The sequence below is a fragment of the Streptomyces sp. NPDC059002 genome, assembly GCF_042740435.1.
Lineage (GTDB): Bacteria > Actinomycetota > Actinomycetes > Streptomycetales > Streptomycetaceae > Streptomyces.
Genome location: NZ_JBHYJI010000081.1, coordinates 16211 through 35557 on the forward strand (window position 1 = coordinate 16211; position 19347 = coordinate 35557).

Here is a 19347-nt window from a genome sequence, read left to right on the forward strand (position 1 = left end):
CCATGTCACCACCGCACCAGCGCGGTTTCGATGGTCGAACCGGGACCCATGCTCATCAGGACGCCGAAGTCGCCGGGGCGCACCACGCCTTCGTCCAGGAGCCGCGAAAAGGAGAAGAGGAAGGAGCCGCTGGAGAGGTTGCCGTGGTCGCGCAGCACGCTCACGGTGTGCCGCAGGTCGTGCCGCGTCAGGCCGAGGTTGACCATGACGGAGTCGATGACCTTCTTGCCGCCGGAGTGCACGACCCACTGCGCGATGTCGGTGCGGCGCACTCCGGTGCCCGCGAGCAGGTTGTCGATGGCCTGTTCGGCGTTGGCGCCGACGACGTAGGGGACCTCGCGGTCGAGGAAGAAGCTGAACTTCCCCTGGTCGTCGTCCCAGTCGTAGCGCATCGCGTCGAGCGCCTCGGGGATCAGCAGCGCGGCGAACTTCAGGATCTCGGGGCCGCCGCCGTCGTCACCGGGCGCGCCGCCCGCGGTGTACGGCCCGCCCTCGCCGGTCGTCCCGTCCTCGTCGGCCCGCAGCGCGACCGCGGCCGCGCCGTCGCCGAACAGGCTGTTGACCACGGCGCTGCGCATCGTGTCGTCGAAGACGTACGCGGCCGAGCACGCCTCGACGCACAGCATGACGGCCAGCTGTCCGGGGTGGGCGCTCGCCCAACCGGCCACCGCGGTCAGGGCGTTGAGCCCGGCGTTGCAGCCCATGCCGACGATGTCGGCCCTGGCGCAGGTGCGCGGCAGGCCCATCTCGCGGATGAGCCGCGCGGAGAAGCCGGGGGTGAGGAAGCCGGTGCTCGTCACGCACATCAGATAGCCGACGTCGTCGACGGACGCGCCGAGCTTCTTCAGGCACTTCTCCAGGGCGGCGGCCCCCATGGAGATGCCGGTCTCCCGGTGTTTGGCGAGGAGTTCGCCCTGGCTCTCCGTGCGCGGCCTGCCGGTGGCCGGGTCGGTGGGCGGGATCGTCAGGTTGCGGCGTTCTATCGCGCTGTTGGTGAAGAGCGACCGGATGCGCGGGTCCGTGATGCCGTAGAGGTCGAGGACGTCCGACTGGGAGTAGGACCGGGGTGGCGTGGCGGTGGCCACGTCGAGGATGCGGGGACGTATTCCGGCCAGCAGGCCTGTGGGGGCCGCGGCGTTCACCGCGCACCCACCGCGTCGGGCAGCACCTTGTTGTTCCGTCCCTTCGTGTGGAGGTGGTGCGAGACCCGGGCCGCGATGTCGCGCAGCGGTTCGGGCTGCATCATCCCCTTGTGCGTGCAGTCGATTCGGTACGCGGATATCCGCCCGTCCACATGGGGGGCGAAGGCCCGCGCCGGTGAGGACCCGGCGGGGGCGTCGCGCGGCTCGAAGAACAGGACGTCGCCGCGGAACACGTCGGGGCGGTGCTCGCGCGCGAGCCGCCGTCCCGCCAGCGTCAGTTCGACCATCGCCCGGGCGGTGCTCTCCTCCATCCCGGCGAACTCGGGGTCGTTGCGGACGAGGAAGCGGGCGGCGTCGGCGACGCTCAAGGCGGCGCTCGCGCCGTCGGCGGTGCCGAGGTCGTGGCCGAGTTCGCGCAGCCCTTCGCGGAGGGCTGCGGCGGTGTCGTCCTCGCCGGAAGCGCCGTCCTGCGGTCCGCCTGCCGCCCCCGTGAGCCGCGCGTCCAGGAGTGCGAGCAGTTCGACCCCCTCCCCCTCCGCCTGGAGCCGGGTCGCCACCGCGTGGGCGAGGGTGCCGCCCATGGACCAGCCGAGCAGTCGGTAGGGGCCTGAGCGCTGTATGTCGCGGATGCGGCGGGCGTAGTCGCGTGCCATGTCCGCGAGGGACGCGGGCGGGCCGCCGCCCTCCGAGAGCAGCCGCGCCTGGAGGCCGTAGACGGGTACGTCGGGTGCGATGTGCCGCAGCAGTCCCGCGTAGCACCAGCTGAGTCCGGCGCCCGGGTGCACGCAGAACAGCGGGGGTTCGCCGCCCGCGTCCGGTCCCGGTGCCGTCTCGGGGTCCGCGGCGCGCAGCGGCAGCAGCATGTCGAGGGCGCCGCGCGCCGGGGGTGTGCCCGCGAGGCGGCGGGCGAGGGACTCGACCGTGGGCGCCTCGAACAGGGTCCGTACGCCCGCTTCGGCGCCGAGGACGGCGCGGATGCGGCCCGCCAGGCGGGCGGCGAGCAGGGAGTGTCCGCCGAGGTCGAAGAAGCTGTCGTCGATCGTGACGGCGGGCAGGCCGAGGGTCTCGGCGAAGAGTCCGCACAGGGCCTGTTCGCGGGCGGTGCGCGGGGCGCGGCCGCGCGAGGCAGCGGTGAGGTCGGGTGCGGGCAGCCTCCGCCGGTCGATCTTCCCGCCGTCCGTGCGCGGCAGTTCGTCGAGGACGACGACCGCGCCGGGCACCATGTGTTCGGGGAGCGTGGCCCGTACGTGGTCCCTGAGGTCGGCGGCCTCGCACGCCGCACCGGGCTCGGGCACGACGTAGCCGACGAGCAGCGCGTCTCCCGGGCCGTCCGTGCGGACGACCACGGCGGCCGCCGTCACTTGGGGGTGGCCGAGGAGTGCCGCCTCGATCTCGCCCGGCTCGATGCGGAAGCCCCGCACCTTCACCTGGTCGTCCGCCCGGCCGAGGAATTCGATGCGCCCGTCGGGCAGGCGCCGCGCCAAGTCGCCGGTGCGGTACATGCGTTCACCCGCCATGCCGTACGAGGAGGCATACGGATCCGCGACGAAGCGCTCCGCCGTAAGTCCGGGCCGCCGTACATATCCACGCGCCAATTGCACTCCCGCCACATACAACTCCCCCACCACTCCGGGCGGCACGAGACCGAGCCGTCGATCTAGAACATACACACGGGTGTTGGCGACGGGCTCGCCGATCGGCACCGGGCCCGGGCCCGTGTCGGCGTCCGGCGCCGCCGCCCGGCAGTCCCCCACCAGCACGTCCACCGACGCCTCCGCCGGGCCGTAACAGTTGGTCAGGGACGCGTCGAGCGTGGCGGCGAACGCGGTGACGGTCCGCCGCGCGAGGGCTTCGCCGCCGCTCAGGACGCGCCGCAGCGCGCCGCATGCGGCGGCCTCCGGCGTGTCGAGGAACGCCTGGAGCATCGAGGGCACGAACGTCGCCGTGGTCACGCGCCGGTCGCGGACCAGGCGGGCGAGGTAGTGCGGGTCCCGGTGCCCCTCGGGCCGCGCCACCACCAGCGCGGCGCCGTCGATCAGCGGCCCGAGCAGTTCGGGCACGAACGCGTCGAAGCTCGCGGGCGTCTTCAGGAGGGCCCGGTCGGCACCGGTCAGCGGGGACCGTTCGCGCATCCACCGCAGCCGGTTCACGATGCCGTGCTGTGCGACGACGACGCCCTTGGGGCGGCCGGTGGAACCGGACGTGTGGATGACGTACGCGGGGTGGGCGGGGCGCAGCGGCCGGACGCGGTCCGGGTCGGCGGGGTCGCCCGGGTCCCGCGGGCCGCCCCGCAGCTCTTCGTCCAGGTCGATGCGCGGCAGCCCGGTGTCCGGCACCGCACCGGCCGCCGATGCGCGGGTCAGCACACAGGCGGGCCGGGCGTCCGCGAACATGAACTCCACGCGTTCGGCGGGCAGATGGGGCTCGACGGGCAGGAAGGCGGCGCCCGCCTTGAGCACGGCGAGGGTGGCCGCGACGAGCCCGGCCGACCGCTCCATGACGACGGCGACCACGTCTTCTGGGCCGACGCCGTGGGCGATGAGGCGGTGCGCGATCGTGTTGGCCTCGGCGTTGAGCCGCGCGTAGGTCAGGGTCACGCCGTCGTCGCCGATGACGGCGGTCGCCTCCGGGGTCCGCGCGGCCTGCTCCTCGAAGAGCGCCGCGACGCCGCGGTGGCCCCACGCCCCCTGCGTGGTTCCGCCGTCGCCCTGGGCGGTGAGGCGGGCGCGTTCGTCCGCCGTGAGCAGGTCGACGTCCGTCACGCGCAGGCCGGGGTCGCGGGTGAGGGCGTCGAGCAGCCGGCGGCAGCGGTCCGCGAGGGCCTCGGCGGTGGCGCGGTCGAACAGGTCGGCGGCGTACGTGAGTCCACCCTCGACGCCCGCCGGGGCGCCGTCGGCGGTGAACTGTTCGGTGAGGTCGAAGGAGAGGTCGAACTTCGCGGCGCTCGCCCCCGGCGCGACCGGTTCGACCCGCAGGCCCGGCAGCTCAAGGGGTTCGCGGGCGGCGTTCTGGAGGGTGAGCATGACCTGGAACAGCGGGTGCCTGGCCGGTGACCGCACCGGGTTGAGGGCCTCCACCAGCTGCTCGAACGGCACGTCCTGGTGCGCGAACGCGGCCAGGTCCGACTCCCGCACCCGCACGACGAGTTCACGGAAGGCCGGATCCCCCGACACGTCCGTGCGCAGCACCAGCGTGTTCACGAAGAACCCGACCAGATCGTCCAGCGCGTCGTCCGTACGGCCCGCCACCGCCGTGCCCACCGGCACGTCATCGCCCGCGCCGAGCCGCGCGAGCAGCGCGGCAAGACCGGCGCGCACCACCATGAACACACTCGCGCCCGCGTCCCGGGCAAGCCGCACGAGGCGCACGTGCGTCGCGGCGGACAGCCGCAGCGGCACCGTACCGCCGCGCCCGCTCGCCACGGCGGGCCGCTGCCGGTCGACCGGCAGCGCCACCTCCTCCGGCAGGTCCTTCAATTCCTTGCGCCAGAAGGCAAGTTGCTCGTGCAGCAGGCTCTCCGGGTCGGCCTCGTCGCCGAGCAGCTCCCGCTGCCACAGCGCGTAGTCCGCGTACTGCACCGGCAGCGGTTCCCACCCCGGGGCCCGGCCCTCGGCCCGGGCCGCGTACGCCGCGCCCAGGTCGCGTGCGAGCGGCCCCACCGACCAGCCGTCACCGGCGATGTGGTGCACGACGAGCAGCAGGACGCTCTCGCGCGGCGCGACCCGGAACAGGCAGGCCCTGACCGGCAGTTCGGCACCGAGATCGAACGGCTGGTCCGCGCGGGCGGTCAGCTCGCGGTGCAGGTCGCCGGGGTCCACCGGCACCACCGGGAGCAGCTCGCCCACCTCGTCGGCGGCGCGGACCCGCTGGTGCGGCACCCCGCCGGAGGACGCGGGGAAGACCGTGCGCAGGCTCTCGTGCCGGGCGACCACGTCCCGCAGCGCCGCCGCGAGCGCCGGGACGTGCACGTCGCCGGTGAGGCGCACGGCCATCGGAATGTTGTACGTCGCCGACCGGCCCGCCAACTCCCCCACGAACCACAGGCGTTGCTGGGCGTACGACACGGGGAGCCGGTCCGGGCGGGCCCGTACGCCGAGCGCGGGGCGCACCGCGCCGGGGGCCGGGAGCCGCCGGGCCAGCGCGTCGACGGTGGGGTGGTCGAAGAGCGTGTGGATCCGCAGCTCGACGCCGAGCGCGGAGCGCACCCGGCTGACCAGGCGGGTGGCGAGCAGCGAATGGCCGCCGAGGGCGAAGAAGTCGTCGTCGACGGTGACCGAGGGCACGCCGAGGACATCGGCGAAGATCGCGCACAGCGTCTCCTCGCGCGGTGTCCGCGGCGCGCGCCCGGCCGCCGCCGGCGTCAGGTCCGGCGCGGGCAGGGCGCGCCGGTCGAGCTTGCCGGTGACGGTGAGCGGCAGCGCGTCCAGGGCCACGACGGCCGAGGGCACCATGTAGTCGGGCAGCAGGCCGCCGGTGAGCCCGGTGGGGTCCGTGCCCTCGACGGTCTCGCGTGCCGTGCCCGCGACGGGCACCGCGTAGCCGACGAGCCGCCGGTCCCCCGGGCGGTCCTCGCGGACGACGGCCGCCGCCTGCGCGATGTCCGGGTGGGCGAGGAGTGCCGTCTCGACCTCGCCGAGCTCGATGCGGAAGCCGCGCACCTTCACCTGGGTGTCGGCGCGGCCCACGAAGTCGATGCGCCCGTCGGACGTCCAGCGGGCCAAGTCGCCCGTACGGTACATGCGTTCACCCGCGACGCCGTACGAGGCGGCGTACGGGTCGGCGACGAAGCGCTCCGCCGAGAGGCCCGGCCGGTGCGCGTAGCCGCGTGCGAGACCGGTGCCCGCGACGTACAGCTCCCCCACCACGCCCGGCGGCACGAGGCCGAGGCCCGCGTCGAGGACATAGGTGCGGGTGCCGTCCATCGGCCGCCCGATCGGCGGGGACACCTCGTCGAGGTCCGCGTCCGTGACGGCGTCGCAGGTGGCGAACGTCGTCGCCTCCGTGGGGCCGTAGACGTCGATCACCGTGGTCTCCGGGCAGGCCCGCAGGACCCGTTCGACGACCACGGAGGGGACGAGTTCGCCGCCCGTCCACACCTCGCGCAGCCCGGCGAAGCAGCCCGGCGCCTCTTCGGCGAGCACCCGGAAGAGCCCGATGGTGAGGAACAGCGCGGTGACGCCCCGCTCGCCGGTCGCGCGTTCGAGGACCGTGGGGCTCAGCTCGCCGGGCGGTGCCACCACGACGGTGCCGCCCGCGAGCAGGGGCGCCCAGATCTCGTACGTCGACGCGTCGAAGACGTGCGCCGAGTGGAAGAGCACACGGCGGTGCGCGTCGGCGGCGAACCGGCGGTCCGCGGCCAGGCCCACGACGCCCCGGTGGCTGACGGCGACGCCCTTGGGCCGCCCGGTCGAGCCGGACGTGTACATCACGTACATCAGCCCGTCGGGCCCGACGCCGCACCCGCCGCGCGGCCCGCACCCGCGCCCGCCGCCGTCCGCGTCGGGCCCGCTCCCGCCGACGCGGACGTGCACGATGTCGCCGTCCCCCGGCGGCACTTCGGCCGGTTCGTCGTCCGTGAGGAGTACGGCGGCCCCGGTGTCGCGGAGGATGTGGTCGAGCCGCGACCGCGGCCACCGGCCGTCGAGCGGCACATAGGCGCCACCGGCCTTGAGGACCGCGAGCAGCGCGACGACCAGGTCCGCCGAGCGTTCCATCAGCACGGCCACCGGCCGCTCGGGCCCCACTCCGACGGCGACGAGGCGGCGCGCGAGCCGGTCGGCGCGGGCGTCGAGCGCGGCGTACGACAGCTCGGTGCCGTCGGTGTCGACGACCGCCGTGGCGGCCGGGTCCTTGCGGGCCCGCTCCTCGAAGAGGTCGGCGACGTTCGTGTCCGGGAGGTGCTGCCCGGCCCCTTCGGAGTCGGCGAGCAGCCGGGCGCGCTCACCGGGGTCCAGCACGTCGAGGGCGCGGAGCCGCAGGTCGGGGGCGGCCACGGCGGCGTCGACGAGGCGGCACAGGTGGGCGGCGATACGTTCGGCGGTGGCGTGGTCGAAGAGGTCGGCGGCATAGCCGAGGCTGCCGTCGAGACCGGCGGGGGTGCCGTCGGCGGTGAACTGTTCGGTGAGGTCGAAGGAGAGGTCGAACTTGGCCGCGGCGGGCCTGGCGGCGACGGGCTCGACGTGCACCCCTGGCAGGCTCAACTCCGCCTGCGCCGCGCCGTGCTGGAAGCCGAGCATGACCTGGAAGAGCGGGTGCCGGGCCGCCGTCCTGGCCGGGTTGAGGGCCTCCACCAGCTGCTCGAACGGCACGTCCTGGCGCGCGAACGCGGCCAGGTCCGCATCGCGCACCCGCTCGACGAGTTCCCGGAAGGTCGGATCCCCCGACACGTCCGTGCGCAGCACCAGCGTGTTCACGAAGAACCCGACGAGCCCTTCGAGTCCGTCGTCCGTGCGCCCCGCCACCGCCGTGCCCACCGGCACGTCATCGCCCGCGCCGAGCTGGGCGAGCAGCGCGGCGACGGCCGCCTGCACGGTCATGAACACACTCGCACCGGCGTCCCGCGCAAGCTCCGCAAGACGTGTGTGCGTCGCGGCGGACAGCCGCAGCGGCACGGTGCCGCCGCGCCCGCTCGCCACGGCGGGCCGCTGCCGGTCGACCGGCAGCGCCACCTCCTCAGGCAGGTCATCCAACTCGTCCCGCCAGAAGGCGAGTTGCCGCGCGAGGAGACTCTCCGGGTCGGTCTCGTCGCCGAGCAGCTCCCGCTGCCACAGCGCGTAGTCCGCGTACTGCACCGGCAGCGGTGCCCAGTCCGGGGCCCGCCCTTCGGCCCGGGCCGCGTACGCCGCGCCGAGGTCGTGCAGCAGGACGCCCATGGACCAGCCGTCGGCCGCGATGTGGTGGACGACCAGGGCGAGTTCGTGCGCGTCGGGTCCCGTTGCGCGGAGCCACGCCCGCAGCGGCACCTCCGCCGTCAGGTCGAACTCGTGCCCGGCCGCGGTGTCCGGCAGCGCGTCGTGGCCGGTGTCGCCGGGCGTCCCCGAGGAGAGCAGTCCGCCCACCTCGGCCGGGTCGAGGACCCGCTGCAAGGGCTCGTCCCCGGACCGTCCGACGACCGTCCGCAGGCTCTCGTGCCGGGCGACGACGTCCCGCAGGGCGGCTTCGAGGGCCGCGCGGTCGACCCGGCCGGTGAGCCGGGCGACCACGGGGATGTTGTACGTCGCCGAGCGGCCCGCCAACTCGCCCAGGAACCAGAGGCGTTGCTGGGCGAAGGAGAGCGGAAGCCGGTCGGGGCGGGGGTGCGCGGCGCGTACGGGCGGGCGTGCCGGGCCGCCGTCCTCGGGGAGTTCGGCGGCCAGGGCCGCCACCGTCTGCGCCGCGAAGAGCCGGGCGATGTCCAGGTCGGCGCCGAGCGCGGACCGCACCCGGGCGACCAGGCGGGTGGCGAGCAGCGAATGGCCGCCGACGGCGAAGAAGTTGTCGTCGATGCTCACCTCGGGCAGGCCGAGCACCTCGGCGAACAGGGCGCACAGCGCGCGCTCGCGCGGGGACCTGGGGGCCCGCCCCTGACGGGCGGCCGCCGGTCCGGGGTCGGGCAGCGCGGCCCGGTCGAGCTTGCCGTTCGCGGTGAGCGGCAGTGCGTCGATCCGTACGACGGCGGACGGCACCGCGTGACCGGGCAGCACGGCCCTGACGTGGCGGTGGACCGCGTCGGTGTCCAGTGGCGGCGCGGCGGCGTCGCCGTCGCGCGCCGGAACGACGTATCCGATCAGGCGCTTGTCGCCGGAGGCGTCGTCCTTGGTGGCGGCGACGGCGCGGGCGACGCCCGGGTGGCCGAGGAGCGCGGTCTCGACCTCGCCCAGTTCGATGCGGAAGCCGCGCACCTTCACCTGGTCGTCGACGCGGCCCGCGAACTCCAGCTGTCCGTCGGGCAGTCGGCGCGCCAGGTCGCCGGTGCGGTACATGCGCTCGCCCGCGGCCCCGTACGGGTCGGCGACGAAGCGCTCCGCCGTCAGGCCCGCCCTGTTGGCGTAGCCGCGCGCGAGCCCGCTGCCCGCCAGGTACAGCTCGCCGACCGCACCGGGCGGTGCGAGGGCGAGGCGGCCGTCGAGGACGTAGGCGCGCATGCCGTCCATCGGGCGGCCGATCGGCACCGTGTTCGGGACGCCGTCCGGGTCCGTGGTGAAGGTGCTGAGCGTGGCGAAGGCGGTGGTCTCCGTGGGGCCGTACGCCGCCGTGACCACGGTGCCGGGGCAGGCCCGCAGCACCTCGCGGAGCCCGGCGGCAGAGACCACGTCACCGCCGGTCGTGACCTCCCGCAGGCCCTTGAAGATCGCCGGTTCGTCCTCCGCCCAGACGCGGAAGAGGCCCGCGGTCACATGGACGTGGGTCAGGCCGTGCCGGGCCACGTGCTCGGCGACCGCCGCGCCGGTCAGGGGTCCCGGCGGTGCGACGACCACCCGGCCGCCATGTGCGAGCGTCACCCACACCTCGTACGTCGACGCGTCGAAGGCGTGGTTGGCATGGAACAGGACGCCGTCCAGGCCGCCTTCGGCCAGCCAGCGCCGGTGGGAGGCGAACGCCGCGACGGCCGCGTGCGGGGTGACGACGCCCTTGGGGCGGCCCGTGGAGCCGGACGTGTACATCACGTAGAGGGTGTTGCCGGGGTGGACGGCGGCGGGCGGCGGTGCCTGTCGGGTGTCGTCCTCGTCGTGCGGCGCGGTCACGTCGAGCACGGGGATGTCCAGATCCCGCGGCAGGCCCGCGACGTCGTCGGTGACCAGCAGGGCGGCGCGCGTGTCGGCGAGGATGAAGCGGGTGCGCGCGTCGGGGGTGCCGCGGTCGAGGGGGACGTAGCCCGCGCCGGTCTTGAGGACCGCGAGGAGCGTCACGACGAGGTCGGCCGAGCGCTCCATGCGGACGGCGATCAGCCGCTCGGGTCCCGCGCCGCGGGCGCGCAGGCGGTGCGCGAGGCGGTCGGAGAGCGCGTCGAGGTCTCCGTAGCCGAGCCGGGTGTCGCCGCAGACGACGGCGGTCGCCTCGGGGTGCCGGGCGGCGCGCTCGGCGAAGAGCCGCGTGACCGTGTCGGGCCGTGCGGCCGGGTCGTGGCCCGCCCGGCCCTCGGCGATGAGCTGTGCGCGCTCGGCGGGGGCGAGCAGGTCGAGGGCGGAGAGCGGGCGTGCCGGGTCGTCCGCCGCGGCCGCGAGGAGGCGGACACAGCGTTCGGCGACGAGACGGGCGGTGCCGGCGGTGAACAGGTCGGTGGCGTAGCCGAGGGTGCCGGTGAGGCCGGCCGGGCGGCCCTGTGCGTCGTGCCGTTCGGTGAGGTCGAAGGAGAGGTCGAAGTGGGCGACGGGCAGGTCGAGGGGGACGGGCTCGGCGTCGAGGCCCGGCAGCGGCCCCGACAGGGCGCCGGTGAACTTCTCGAAGGCGAACATCACTTGGAACAGCGGGTGGCGGGCGAGCGAGCGCGTCGGGTTGAGGGCCTCCACGAGCCGCTCGAACGGCACGTCCTGGTGCGCGAGCGCCGCCAGGTCCGCGTCCCGTACGCGCCCCACGAGCTCCGCGAACGCCGGGTCGCCGCTGGTGTCGGCGCGCAGCACCAGGGTGTTGACGAAGCAGCCGACGAGATCGTTCAGCGCCTCGTCGGGGCGTCCCGCGACCGGGGTGCCGATGGGGATGTCGTCGCCCGCGCCGAGCCGGGACAGAAGGGCGGCGAGTCCGGCGCGCAGCACCATGAAGACGCTCGCGCCGAGGTCCTGGGCGAGGGCGGTGAGGCGGGCGTGCAGGTCGGGGCCGATCGTGAGGGGCACGGTGCCGCCGCGGCGGCTCGCGATCCGCGGCCGCGCGCGGTCGGCGGGCAGGGCCAGTTCCTCGGGGGCGCCGGTGAGCCGCTCGCGCCAGAAGGCGAGCTGGCGGGCGACCAGGCTGTCCGGGTCGGCCTCGTCGCCGAGCAGTTCGCGCTGCCACAGGGTGTAGTCCGCGTACTGCACGGGCAGCGGCTCCCAGGCGGGGGCCCGGCCCTCGCGCCGGGCCGCGTACGCGTCGCCGAGGTCGCGCAGCAGGACGCCCATGGACCAGCCGTCGGCCGCGATGTGGTGCACGACCAGGGTGAGGACGTGCTCGTCGGGTCCGGTGCGGCACAGCCAGGCCCGCAGCGGCACCTCCACCGTGAGGTCGAACTCGTAGGCCACGAACTCGGCCAGGGACGCGGCCAGTTCGGCCGCGTCGAGGGTGCCCGCGCCGGTCAGGTCCGTGAGGAGTTCACGCGCGTCGTCGGCGTCGAGGATCACCTGGCAGGGTTCGCCGCCGGTCCGCCCGATGAGCGTCCGCAGGCTCTCGTGCCGCCCCACGACGTCCCGCAGCGCGGCCCCGATGGCCGCACGGTCCACGGCCCCGGACAGCCGCAGGCCGAGCGGGATGTTGTACGTCGCCGAGCGGCCCTCCAGCTGCCCGGTCAGCCACAGCCTCCGCTGCGCGAACGAAAGGGGGATCACTCAGGTTCTCCTCGGTGCGGAAGGTGTGTGTGGGGGGGCGGCGGGTCAGCGCATACGTCTCAGCGTGGGGCGTTGCGGGCCGTTGCCCGGCGGCGCGAGGTGCGGTCCCAGGGATGCCACCGTCGGGTGCTTGAACAGCAGTGGCAGGGGGAGCTCCACGCCGAGGGAGGCACGGACCCGGCCCGCGAGGCGCATGCTCAGGAGGCTGTCGCCGCCGAGTGCGAGGAAGCTGTCGTCGATGGTCACATCGGGCAGGCCGAGCACCTCGGCGAACAGGCCGCACAGGGCGCGTTCCCGCTCCGTGCGCGGCGCGCGGCCGCCCGTGGCGGTGGCATGCCCGGGGGCGGGGAGCGCCGTGCGGTCCAGCTTGCCGTTGACGTTCAGCGGCAGCGCGTCGAGGACGACGACCGCGGCGGGCACCAGGTGGCCCGGCAGGTGCCCGGCCAGCTCCTCGGTGACCCGTGCGGCATCGATCCGGTCACGCGTGACGCCGCCGCCGGGCACCACGTACGCGACGAGGCGCCGGTCGCCCGGTCTGTCCTCGCGGACCACCACGGCGGCCTGCCCGATCCACGCCTGTGCCAGGAGCGCCGACTCGACCTCGCCCGGCTCGATACGGAAGCCGCGCACCTTGACCTGGGTGTCGGCGCGGCCCGCGAACTCCAGCTGCCCCTCGGGGGTCCAGCGCGCCAAGTCGCCCGTGCGGTACATGCGTTCACCGGGCATTCCGTACGAGGCGGCGTACGGGTCGGCGACGAAGCGCTCCGCCGAGAGGCCGGGCCACTGCGCGTACCCGCGGGCCAGGCCCGCGCCCGCCACGTACAACTCCCCCACCGTGCCCGGCGGTACGAGGCCGAGGGAGCTGTCGAGGACATAGGTGCGGGTGCGGTCCATCGGGCCGCCGATCGGCACCGTGTCCGGGACGTGGTCACCGGGGGCGAAGGCCCGGCAGGTGGCGAAGGTCGTCGTCTCGGTCGGCCCGTACACGGCGACGACGGTGGTGCCCGGGCAGGCGTACAGCACGGCGCGCAGCGGCTCGGCGGGCACGCGTTCGCCGCCCGTCCACACCTCCCGCAGCCCGCCGAAGCAGTCCGCCGCCTCCTCGGCGAGCGCCCGCAGCAGACCGATCGTCAGGAACATGCCGGTCAGGCCGTGTTCGGCGATCAGCTCCTTGACGACGGGCGGGGTCAGCCCGCCGGGCGGTGCCACCACGATCCGGCCGCCGTTCAGGAGCGGCACCCAGATCTCGTACGTGGCGGCGTCGAAGGCGTGCGAGGAGTGCAGCAGGACCCGTTCGTGGGCGCCGCCGGTGAACCGGGAGTCCGTCGCGAGGTCGATGACGTCGCGGTGCGTGACGGCGACGCCCTTGGGCAGGCCCGTGGAACCGGAGGTGTACATCACGTACGCGAGGGCGTCCGGATGCGTTCCGGCGGCGGGCGCGGGGGCGCCGTCGTCCTCGGTGAGGGTGCGCGGCGCCCACGCGTCGGGGAGCAGCACGTTCGCCCCGGTGTCGCGCAGGATGAACCGGCGCCGCTCGCCGGGCCAGCGGGTGTCGATCGGCACATAGGCGGCGCCCGTCCGCACGACGGCGAGGAGCGCCACCACGAGATCCGCCGAACGCTCCATGGCGACGGCGACGCGGCGCTCGGGACCCGCCCCGCACAGCACCAGTTCGCGGGCCAACGCCTCGGCGCGCACGTCGAGTTCGCGGTAGGTGAGGCGGGTCTGCCCGTCCTCGACGGCGATCCGGTCGGGGTCGAGTGCCACGCGGGCGGCGAAGAGTTCCGACAGGTTCGGGGCGAGCGGCCGGCCGGCGCCCGCCGGGGACGCGCCGCGGCCCCAGTCGGTGAGCGCGCGTCCGCGTTCCTTCGCCGAGAGGACGTCCGTGCGGGCCACCCGGCGGCCGGGGTCCGTCGCCGCCGTCTCCAGGATCCGTACGAGTCGGTCCAGGATGTCGCGCGCGGTGGCGGTGCCGAAGAGGTCGGCGCGGTGGTCCAGGCGCAGCCTGAGCCGGTCGCCGGGGTGGGTGATCAGGGCCAGCGGGTAGTGCGTGCCGCCCTGGTCCTCGGTGCCGGTGACGCGCGGTCCCGGCGCGTGCGGGTCGTCGGGGGCGGCGGCGACCGGGTAGTTCTCGTGGACGACGACGGTGTCGAACAACTCGCCCTTGCCCGCGATGCGCTGGAGTTCGGCGAGCCCGATGTACTGGTGGTCGATCAGCCGGGACTGCTCGTCCTGCAACCGGGCGCAGACGGCGGACAGGCTGTCGCCGGGCTCGACGCGCACGCGTACGGGCAGGGTGTTGATGAGCAGTCCGACCATGTCGGCCACGCCGGGCAGTTCCGGCGGCCGCACCGACACGACGCCGCCGAACACCACGTCGTCGCGTCCGGTCAGCTTGTGCAGGAGCACCCCCCAGGCGCCCTGGATCAGGGTGTTGAGGGTGAGCCCGCCCGCCGCCGCGCGGGCCCGCAGCTCTCTGGTGAGGTGCTCGTCGAGTTCCGCGGTGAGGTGCGCGGACACCTGGGGGGCCGGGTCGGGGCGGGTGTCCGGGGCGAGCCTGGTCGGCCCTTCGATGCCCGCGAGCGCCGCCGTCCACGCGGCCCGCGCCGCTGCCCCGTCCCGGCCCGCGAGCCAGGCCAGATAGCCGCGGAAGGGCCGGACCCGGGGCAGGGACGCGGGGTCCCCGTGGTGTGCGTAGAGCGTGAGCAGTTCGCGTACGAGGACGGGGACGGACCAGCCGTCGAGCAGGATGTGGTGGTGGGTGAGCGCGAACAGGTGCTCTTCGTCGGCGAGTTGGATGAGCGTGAAGCGCAGCAGGGGCGGCCGTGACAGGTCGAAGCCGCGGTCGCGTTCGTCGGCGAGCAGCCGGGCGGCCGCGGTTTCGCGTGCGCCCGCCGTGCCGTCCTCGTGGTCGCCCGTCCCGTCCGCGCCGGGCAGGTCGCGCAGGTCGTGCTCCCGCCAGGGGGTGTCCACCTCCGCCGCGATCAGCTGGACGGGCCGGTCGAGGTCCTCGTGCAGGAACGCGGCGCGCAGGTTGGCGTGCCGGGCGAGCAGGGCCCGGCAGGCGGTGCGCAGCCGGGCGTGGTCCAGCGGGCCCGCGAGGCGCAGGGCGGGCTGGACGCCGTAGCCGTCCACGGTGCCCGACGCGCCGGGCGTGCCGTGCTGGGCGTGGTAGAGCAGCCCTTCCTGCAGCGGGGACAGCGGCAGGATGTCTTCGATTTCCGCGCTCACCGCGAAGTCCTCCAGGTGTTTTCGAGCCGCTCGATCTGTTCCTGGCTGAGCGAGACGAGGGCGAGGTCGGACGGCGACCTGCCGCCCGCCTCCGGCCGCCCGGCGTGCCGGGCCAGCGCGTGCAGGGCGTCGAGCCAGGTGTGGGCGAGTCCGGCCACGTCGGGTTCGGTCAGCAGGCCGCCGGGCCAGGAGAGGGTGAGCCGCAGTCGCGGTTCCGCGCCGTCCTCCTCGACCAGCGTGGTGATCTCCAGGGCGTGGGACAGGGGAAGCCCCGGGGTGCCGCGCGGCGGTCCCTGCGGGGTGGCGACGGGGCGCCAGGGTTCGGGGGTCCGGGAGACCGCGAGCCGCCCGAGGTGGTTGAAGAGGATCCGGGGCCGGGCGAGCGCGGCGAGCCGGGGCGCGGTGCGGTCGTTGAGGTGGCGCAGCAGGCCGTGGCCGACGCCGTGGCCGGGCACGGCGCGCAGCTGCTCCTTGATCCGCTTGACCGCGGCGCCCGCCTCGGGGCCGCCGGTCAGGACGGCGTCCCAGTGCGCCGCGTCGCTGTCGCCCGCGTCCAGGCGTACGGGATGCAGGGTCGTGAACCAGCCCACGGTGCGGGTCACGTCGGCGCCCGGCACGAGCGTCTCCTCGCGGCCGTGCCCCTCCACGTCGACCAGGACGCCGCCACCGCCGGGCCCGCCGTCGCGCCGTCGCCACGCGCCGACGGCGAGGGCGAGTCCGGCGAGCAGGACGGTGGGGGTGTCGGTGCGGTAGGCGGTGGGGAGCCGGTCGATGAGCGGCTCGGTGTCCGGCGCAGGAACGGTGACGGTGAGGGACCGGGCGGTCTCGCCCAGATCGCGCCCGGGGTCCAGTTCGCGGCCGCCCAGGGCGGGTTCGGGCTCCTTGAGGATCTCGGTCCAGAGCGGCAGCTCGGCCTCCCGGTGCGGCGTCAGCGCCTGCTCCGCGAGGGCGGCGGCCCAGCTCCGCAGCGAGGTCGCCACGGGCGCGAGGACCGGGCGGCGTCCGGCGGCGACGGCCTCCCACGCCGCGGCGAGGTCGGCGAGCAGGATCCGCCAGGACACCGCGTCGACGGCCAAGTGGTGGGCGACCAGAAGGAGTTGCCCCGGCCGGTCGCGCCCCGCGTCGCACCAGACGGCCTGGAGTACGACCCCGTCGCGCGGCCGCAGGCGGCCCTCGGCGGCCACGGTCTCCTCGACGACGCGGGCGCGCAGGCCCGCATCGTCGAGACCGGCCGCGTCGACGCGGCGTACGCAGCCCGCCGCGTCGAAGGACCCGGCTTCGGGGATCCACGGACGCCAGCGCGCGCCGTCGACGTCCAGGCGCATCCGCAGCGCGTCGTGGTGGCGGGCCAGCGCGTCGACCGACGCGGTCAGGCCCGCCTCGTCGAGGCCGGCGGGGGTCCATACGAGGACCGACTGGTGGAAGGCGTCGGCGCGGCCGCCGCGTTCGCGCAGCCAGTGCATGACCGGCGTCGGTTCCAGGGGGCCGGTGGCGGCCAGTGGCGCGGGCCCGGCGGGCGGGCTCGCGTCGGCCGTGTCGCGGGCCGCTTCGGCGAGTTCGGCGACCGTCCCGCAGCGGAAGACGTCTCCCGGGGTGAGGACGAGACCGGCCGCGCGCGCCCTGCCGACCAGGTCGATGGAGAGGATGCTGTCGCCGCCGAGGTCGAAGAAGCCGTCGTCGACGCCGACTTCGGGCAGTCCGAGCACTTCGGCGAACAGGCCGCACAGGGTGCGTTCGCGCGCCGTGCGGGCGGTCCTGCCGCCGGGGGCCGCGGTGAAGTCGGGCGCGGGGAGCGCCGCGCGGTCCAGCTTGCCGTTGGGCGTGACCGGCAGCGCGTCGAGCGGGACGACGGCCGCGGGCACCATGTAGTCGGGCAGCAGCTCGCGCACGGAGCGCCGCACGTCCGCCGGGTCGCAGGGTCCCGACGGCACGACGTAGCCGATGAGCCGGGGCTCCCCGGGTCCGTCCGCACGGACGACCACGGCGGCCTGTGCCACCTCGGGGTGCCCGAGGAGCGCCGCCTCGACCTCACCGGGCTCGATGCGGAAGCCCCGTACCTTCACCTGGTCGTCCACCCGGCCGACGTACTCGACCTGCCCGTCGGCGGTCCACCGGGCCAAGTCGCCCGTACGGTACATGCGTTCACCCACGGCGCCGTACGACGCGGCATACGGATCCGCGACGAAGCGCTCCGCCGTGAGTCCGGGCCGCCGCACATAGCCGCGCGCCAGCTGCACGCCCGCCACGTACAACTCCCCCACCACGCCCGGCGGTACGAGACTGAGCCGCCGGTCCAGGACGTACACCCGCGTGTTGGCGACCGGTTCGCCGATCGGCACCGGGCGGCCGCCCGCGTCCGTCGCTTCGTCGGGGCGGCAGTCCCACGCCGTGACGTCCACGGCCGTCTCGGTCGGCCCGTAGAGGTTGGAGAGCGGTGCGTCCACGGTGGCGTGGAAGGCGGCCTCCAGTTCCCGCGAGAGGGCCTCGCCGCTGCAGAACACGCGGCGCAGCGGCGAGGGTTCACCGGCCCTCGGTGCCTGGAGATAGGCGCGCAGCATCGAGGGGACGAAGTGCACCACGGTGACACCGCGGACGCGGATCACGTCGGCCAGATAGTCCGGGTCCTTGTGGCCCTCCGGCGCGGCGACGACCAGCGTCGCCCCCTGCACCAGCGGCCAGAAGAACTCCCAGACGGAGACGTCGAAGCTCGCGGGGGTCTTCTGCAGGACCCGGTCGGCGGGCGTCAGACGGTAGCGCTCCTGCATCCAGGTGAGCCGGTTGGCGATCCCCTCGCGGGTCACCATCACCCCCTTGGGGCGTCCGGTCGAGCCGGAGGTGTAGATCACGTAGGCGGGGTGGTGCGCGTGGCCGGGTCCGGGGTCGAGCGGGGTGTCCGGACCAGTCACGCCTGCGAGGTCGGCCACATCGTCCAGCACGAGCAGCGCGCGCCCCGCCGTCGGCAGTCCGTCGGCGGTGTCCGCGCGCGTCACCACGCACATCGGGTCCGCGTCCTTGAGCATGAACTCCAGGCGCTCGGCCGGGAGTTGCGGGTCGAGCGGCAGGAAGGCCGCGCCGGACTTGAGCACCGCGAGGAGCGTCACGATCAGTTCGGCGGACCTCGGGAGCGCGACGCCCACGACGCGCTCGGGGCCCGCGCCGAGGTCGGCGAGGCGCCGGGCGAGGCGCTCCGCGCGGGCGTCCAGTTCGCGGTACGTCAGCTCGGTGTCGCCGGAGACGAGCGCGGTGGCCTGCGGCGCCAGGGCCGTACGCGCCGCGAAGAGCTGCGCCACCGTGGCCTCGGGGACGGGTGCGCGGGTGTCGTTCCAGTCGGCCGAAAGGCGTTCGCGCTCGGCGGGTTCGAGGAGGTCGACCGAACTGAGGGGCCGGTCGGCGTCGGCGGTCACCGCGTCGACGAGGCGTATCAGGCGGCGCGCGAGACCGGCCGCGGTGGCGTCGTCGAACAGGTCCTTCGCGTACTCGACGGTGCCGGTGATCCCGGCGGCCGTGCCGTCCGGCGCGAACCGTTCGGCGAGCTCGAAGGAGAGGTCGAACTTGACCGCGGGCGCGGCGAGCGGCTCGCGCGCCACGCGCAGCCCGGCGAGCCGCGCGTCGCCGTCGGCCGCGCCCTGGAAGGCGAGCATCACCTGGAACAGCGGGTGCCTGGCGAGCGAGCGCCGCGGGTTGAGCGCCTCGACGAGCCGGTCGAAGGGCAGGTCCTGGTGGGCGTACGCCGACAGGCCGGACTCCCGTACGCGGGCGAGGAGTTCACGGAATGTCGGGTCGCCCGACGTGTCGGTGCGCAGGACCAGAGTGTTGACGAAGAAGCCCACGAGGTCGTCGAGCGCGTCGTCCGTGCGCCCGGCGACCGGCGCCCCCACGGGGATGTCCTCGCCCGCGCCGAGCCGGGTGAGGAGCGCCGCGAGGGCGGCCTGCACGACCATGAACGTGCTGGCGCCGCCGTCGCGGGCCAGGCGTCCGATCCGGTCGTGCAGGTGTGCGTCGATGACGAGCGGCACGGATCCGCCCCGGTGGGAGGCGGTCTGCGGGCGCGGCCGGTCGAAGGGCAGCGCGAGTTCCTGCGGAAGGCCTTCCAACGCGGCTTTCCAGTGGGCCAGTTGTTGCCCCGAGAGGCTGTCCTGGTCGTCGGGATCGCCCAGGAGTTCGTGCTGCCACAGCGTGTAGTCGGCGTAGCTCACCGGCAGCGGCGGCAGATCGGGGCCGCGGTCCTCGCGGCGGGCCTCGTACGCGGTGGACAGGTCGCGCAGCAGCGGCGGCACCGACCAGGCGTCGGCCGCGATGTGATGGATGACGAGGAGCAGGACGTGCGCGTCGGCGCCGACGCGCCCCCGGGGGGCGCGCGGCCGGGGGGGCCCGGGGGGGGGGGGGCCGCCGGGGGCCGTCCCCGCGGCCCACGCCCCCCCCCCCCGCCGCCGTGGTGGCGTACGTCCGACGCGTGGGCCTGTGCACGTGCTGTGCCTCTC

4 protein-coding genes are annotated in these 19347 nt (G+C 75.2%); all 4 read right to left on the reverse strand.

The genetic code is table 11. The annotated features are described in order from the left end of the window. Positions 1-5: 5 nt before the first annotated feature. Positions 6-1142 (reverse strand): 3,5-dihydroxyphenylacetyl-CoA synthase DpgA, encoded by a 1137-nt coding sequence (gene dpgA, locus ACFWZ2_RS39805; protein WP_384554401.1) that lies wholly within the window; start codon positions 1140-1142, stop codon positions 6-8. Further along, complete coding sequence (locus ACFWZ2_RS39810; RefSeq protein WP_384554403.1) at positions 1139-11635, reverse strand: amino acid adenylation domain-containing protein; 10497 nt, start codon at positions 11633-11635, stop codon at positions 1139-1141. Before ACFWZ2_RS39810 ends, dpgA begins: the two co-directional genes overlap by 4 nt. Positions 11636-11680: 45 nt before the next feature. Then, positions 11681-14866 (reverse strand): amino acid adenylation domain-containing protein, encoded by a 3186-nt coding sequence (locus ACFWZ2_RS39815; protein WP_384554404.1) that lies wholly within the window; start codon positions 14864-14866, stop codon positions 11681-11683. Continuing rightward, positions 14863-19347: amino acid adenylation domain-containing protein (locus ACFWZ2_RS39820; RefSeq protein WP_384554406.1), on the reverse strand; the 4485-nt coding region annotated here is incomplete at its 5' end. The genes ACFWZ2_RS39820 and ACFWZ2_RS39815, both read right to left, overlap by 4 nt.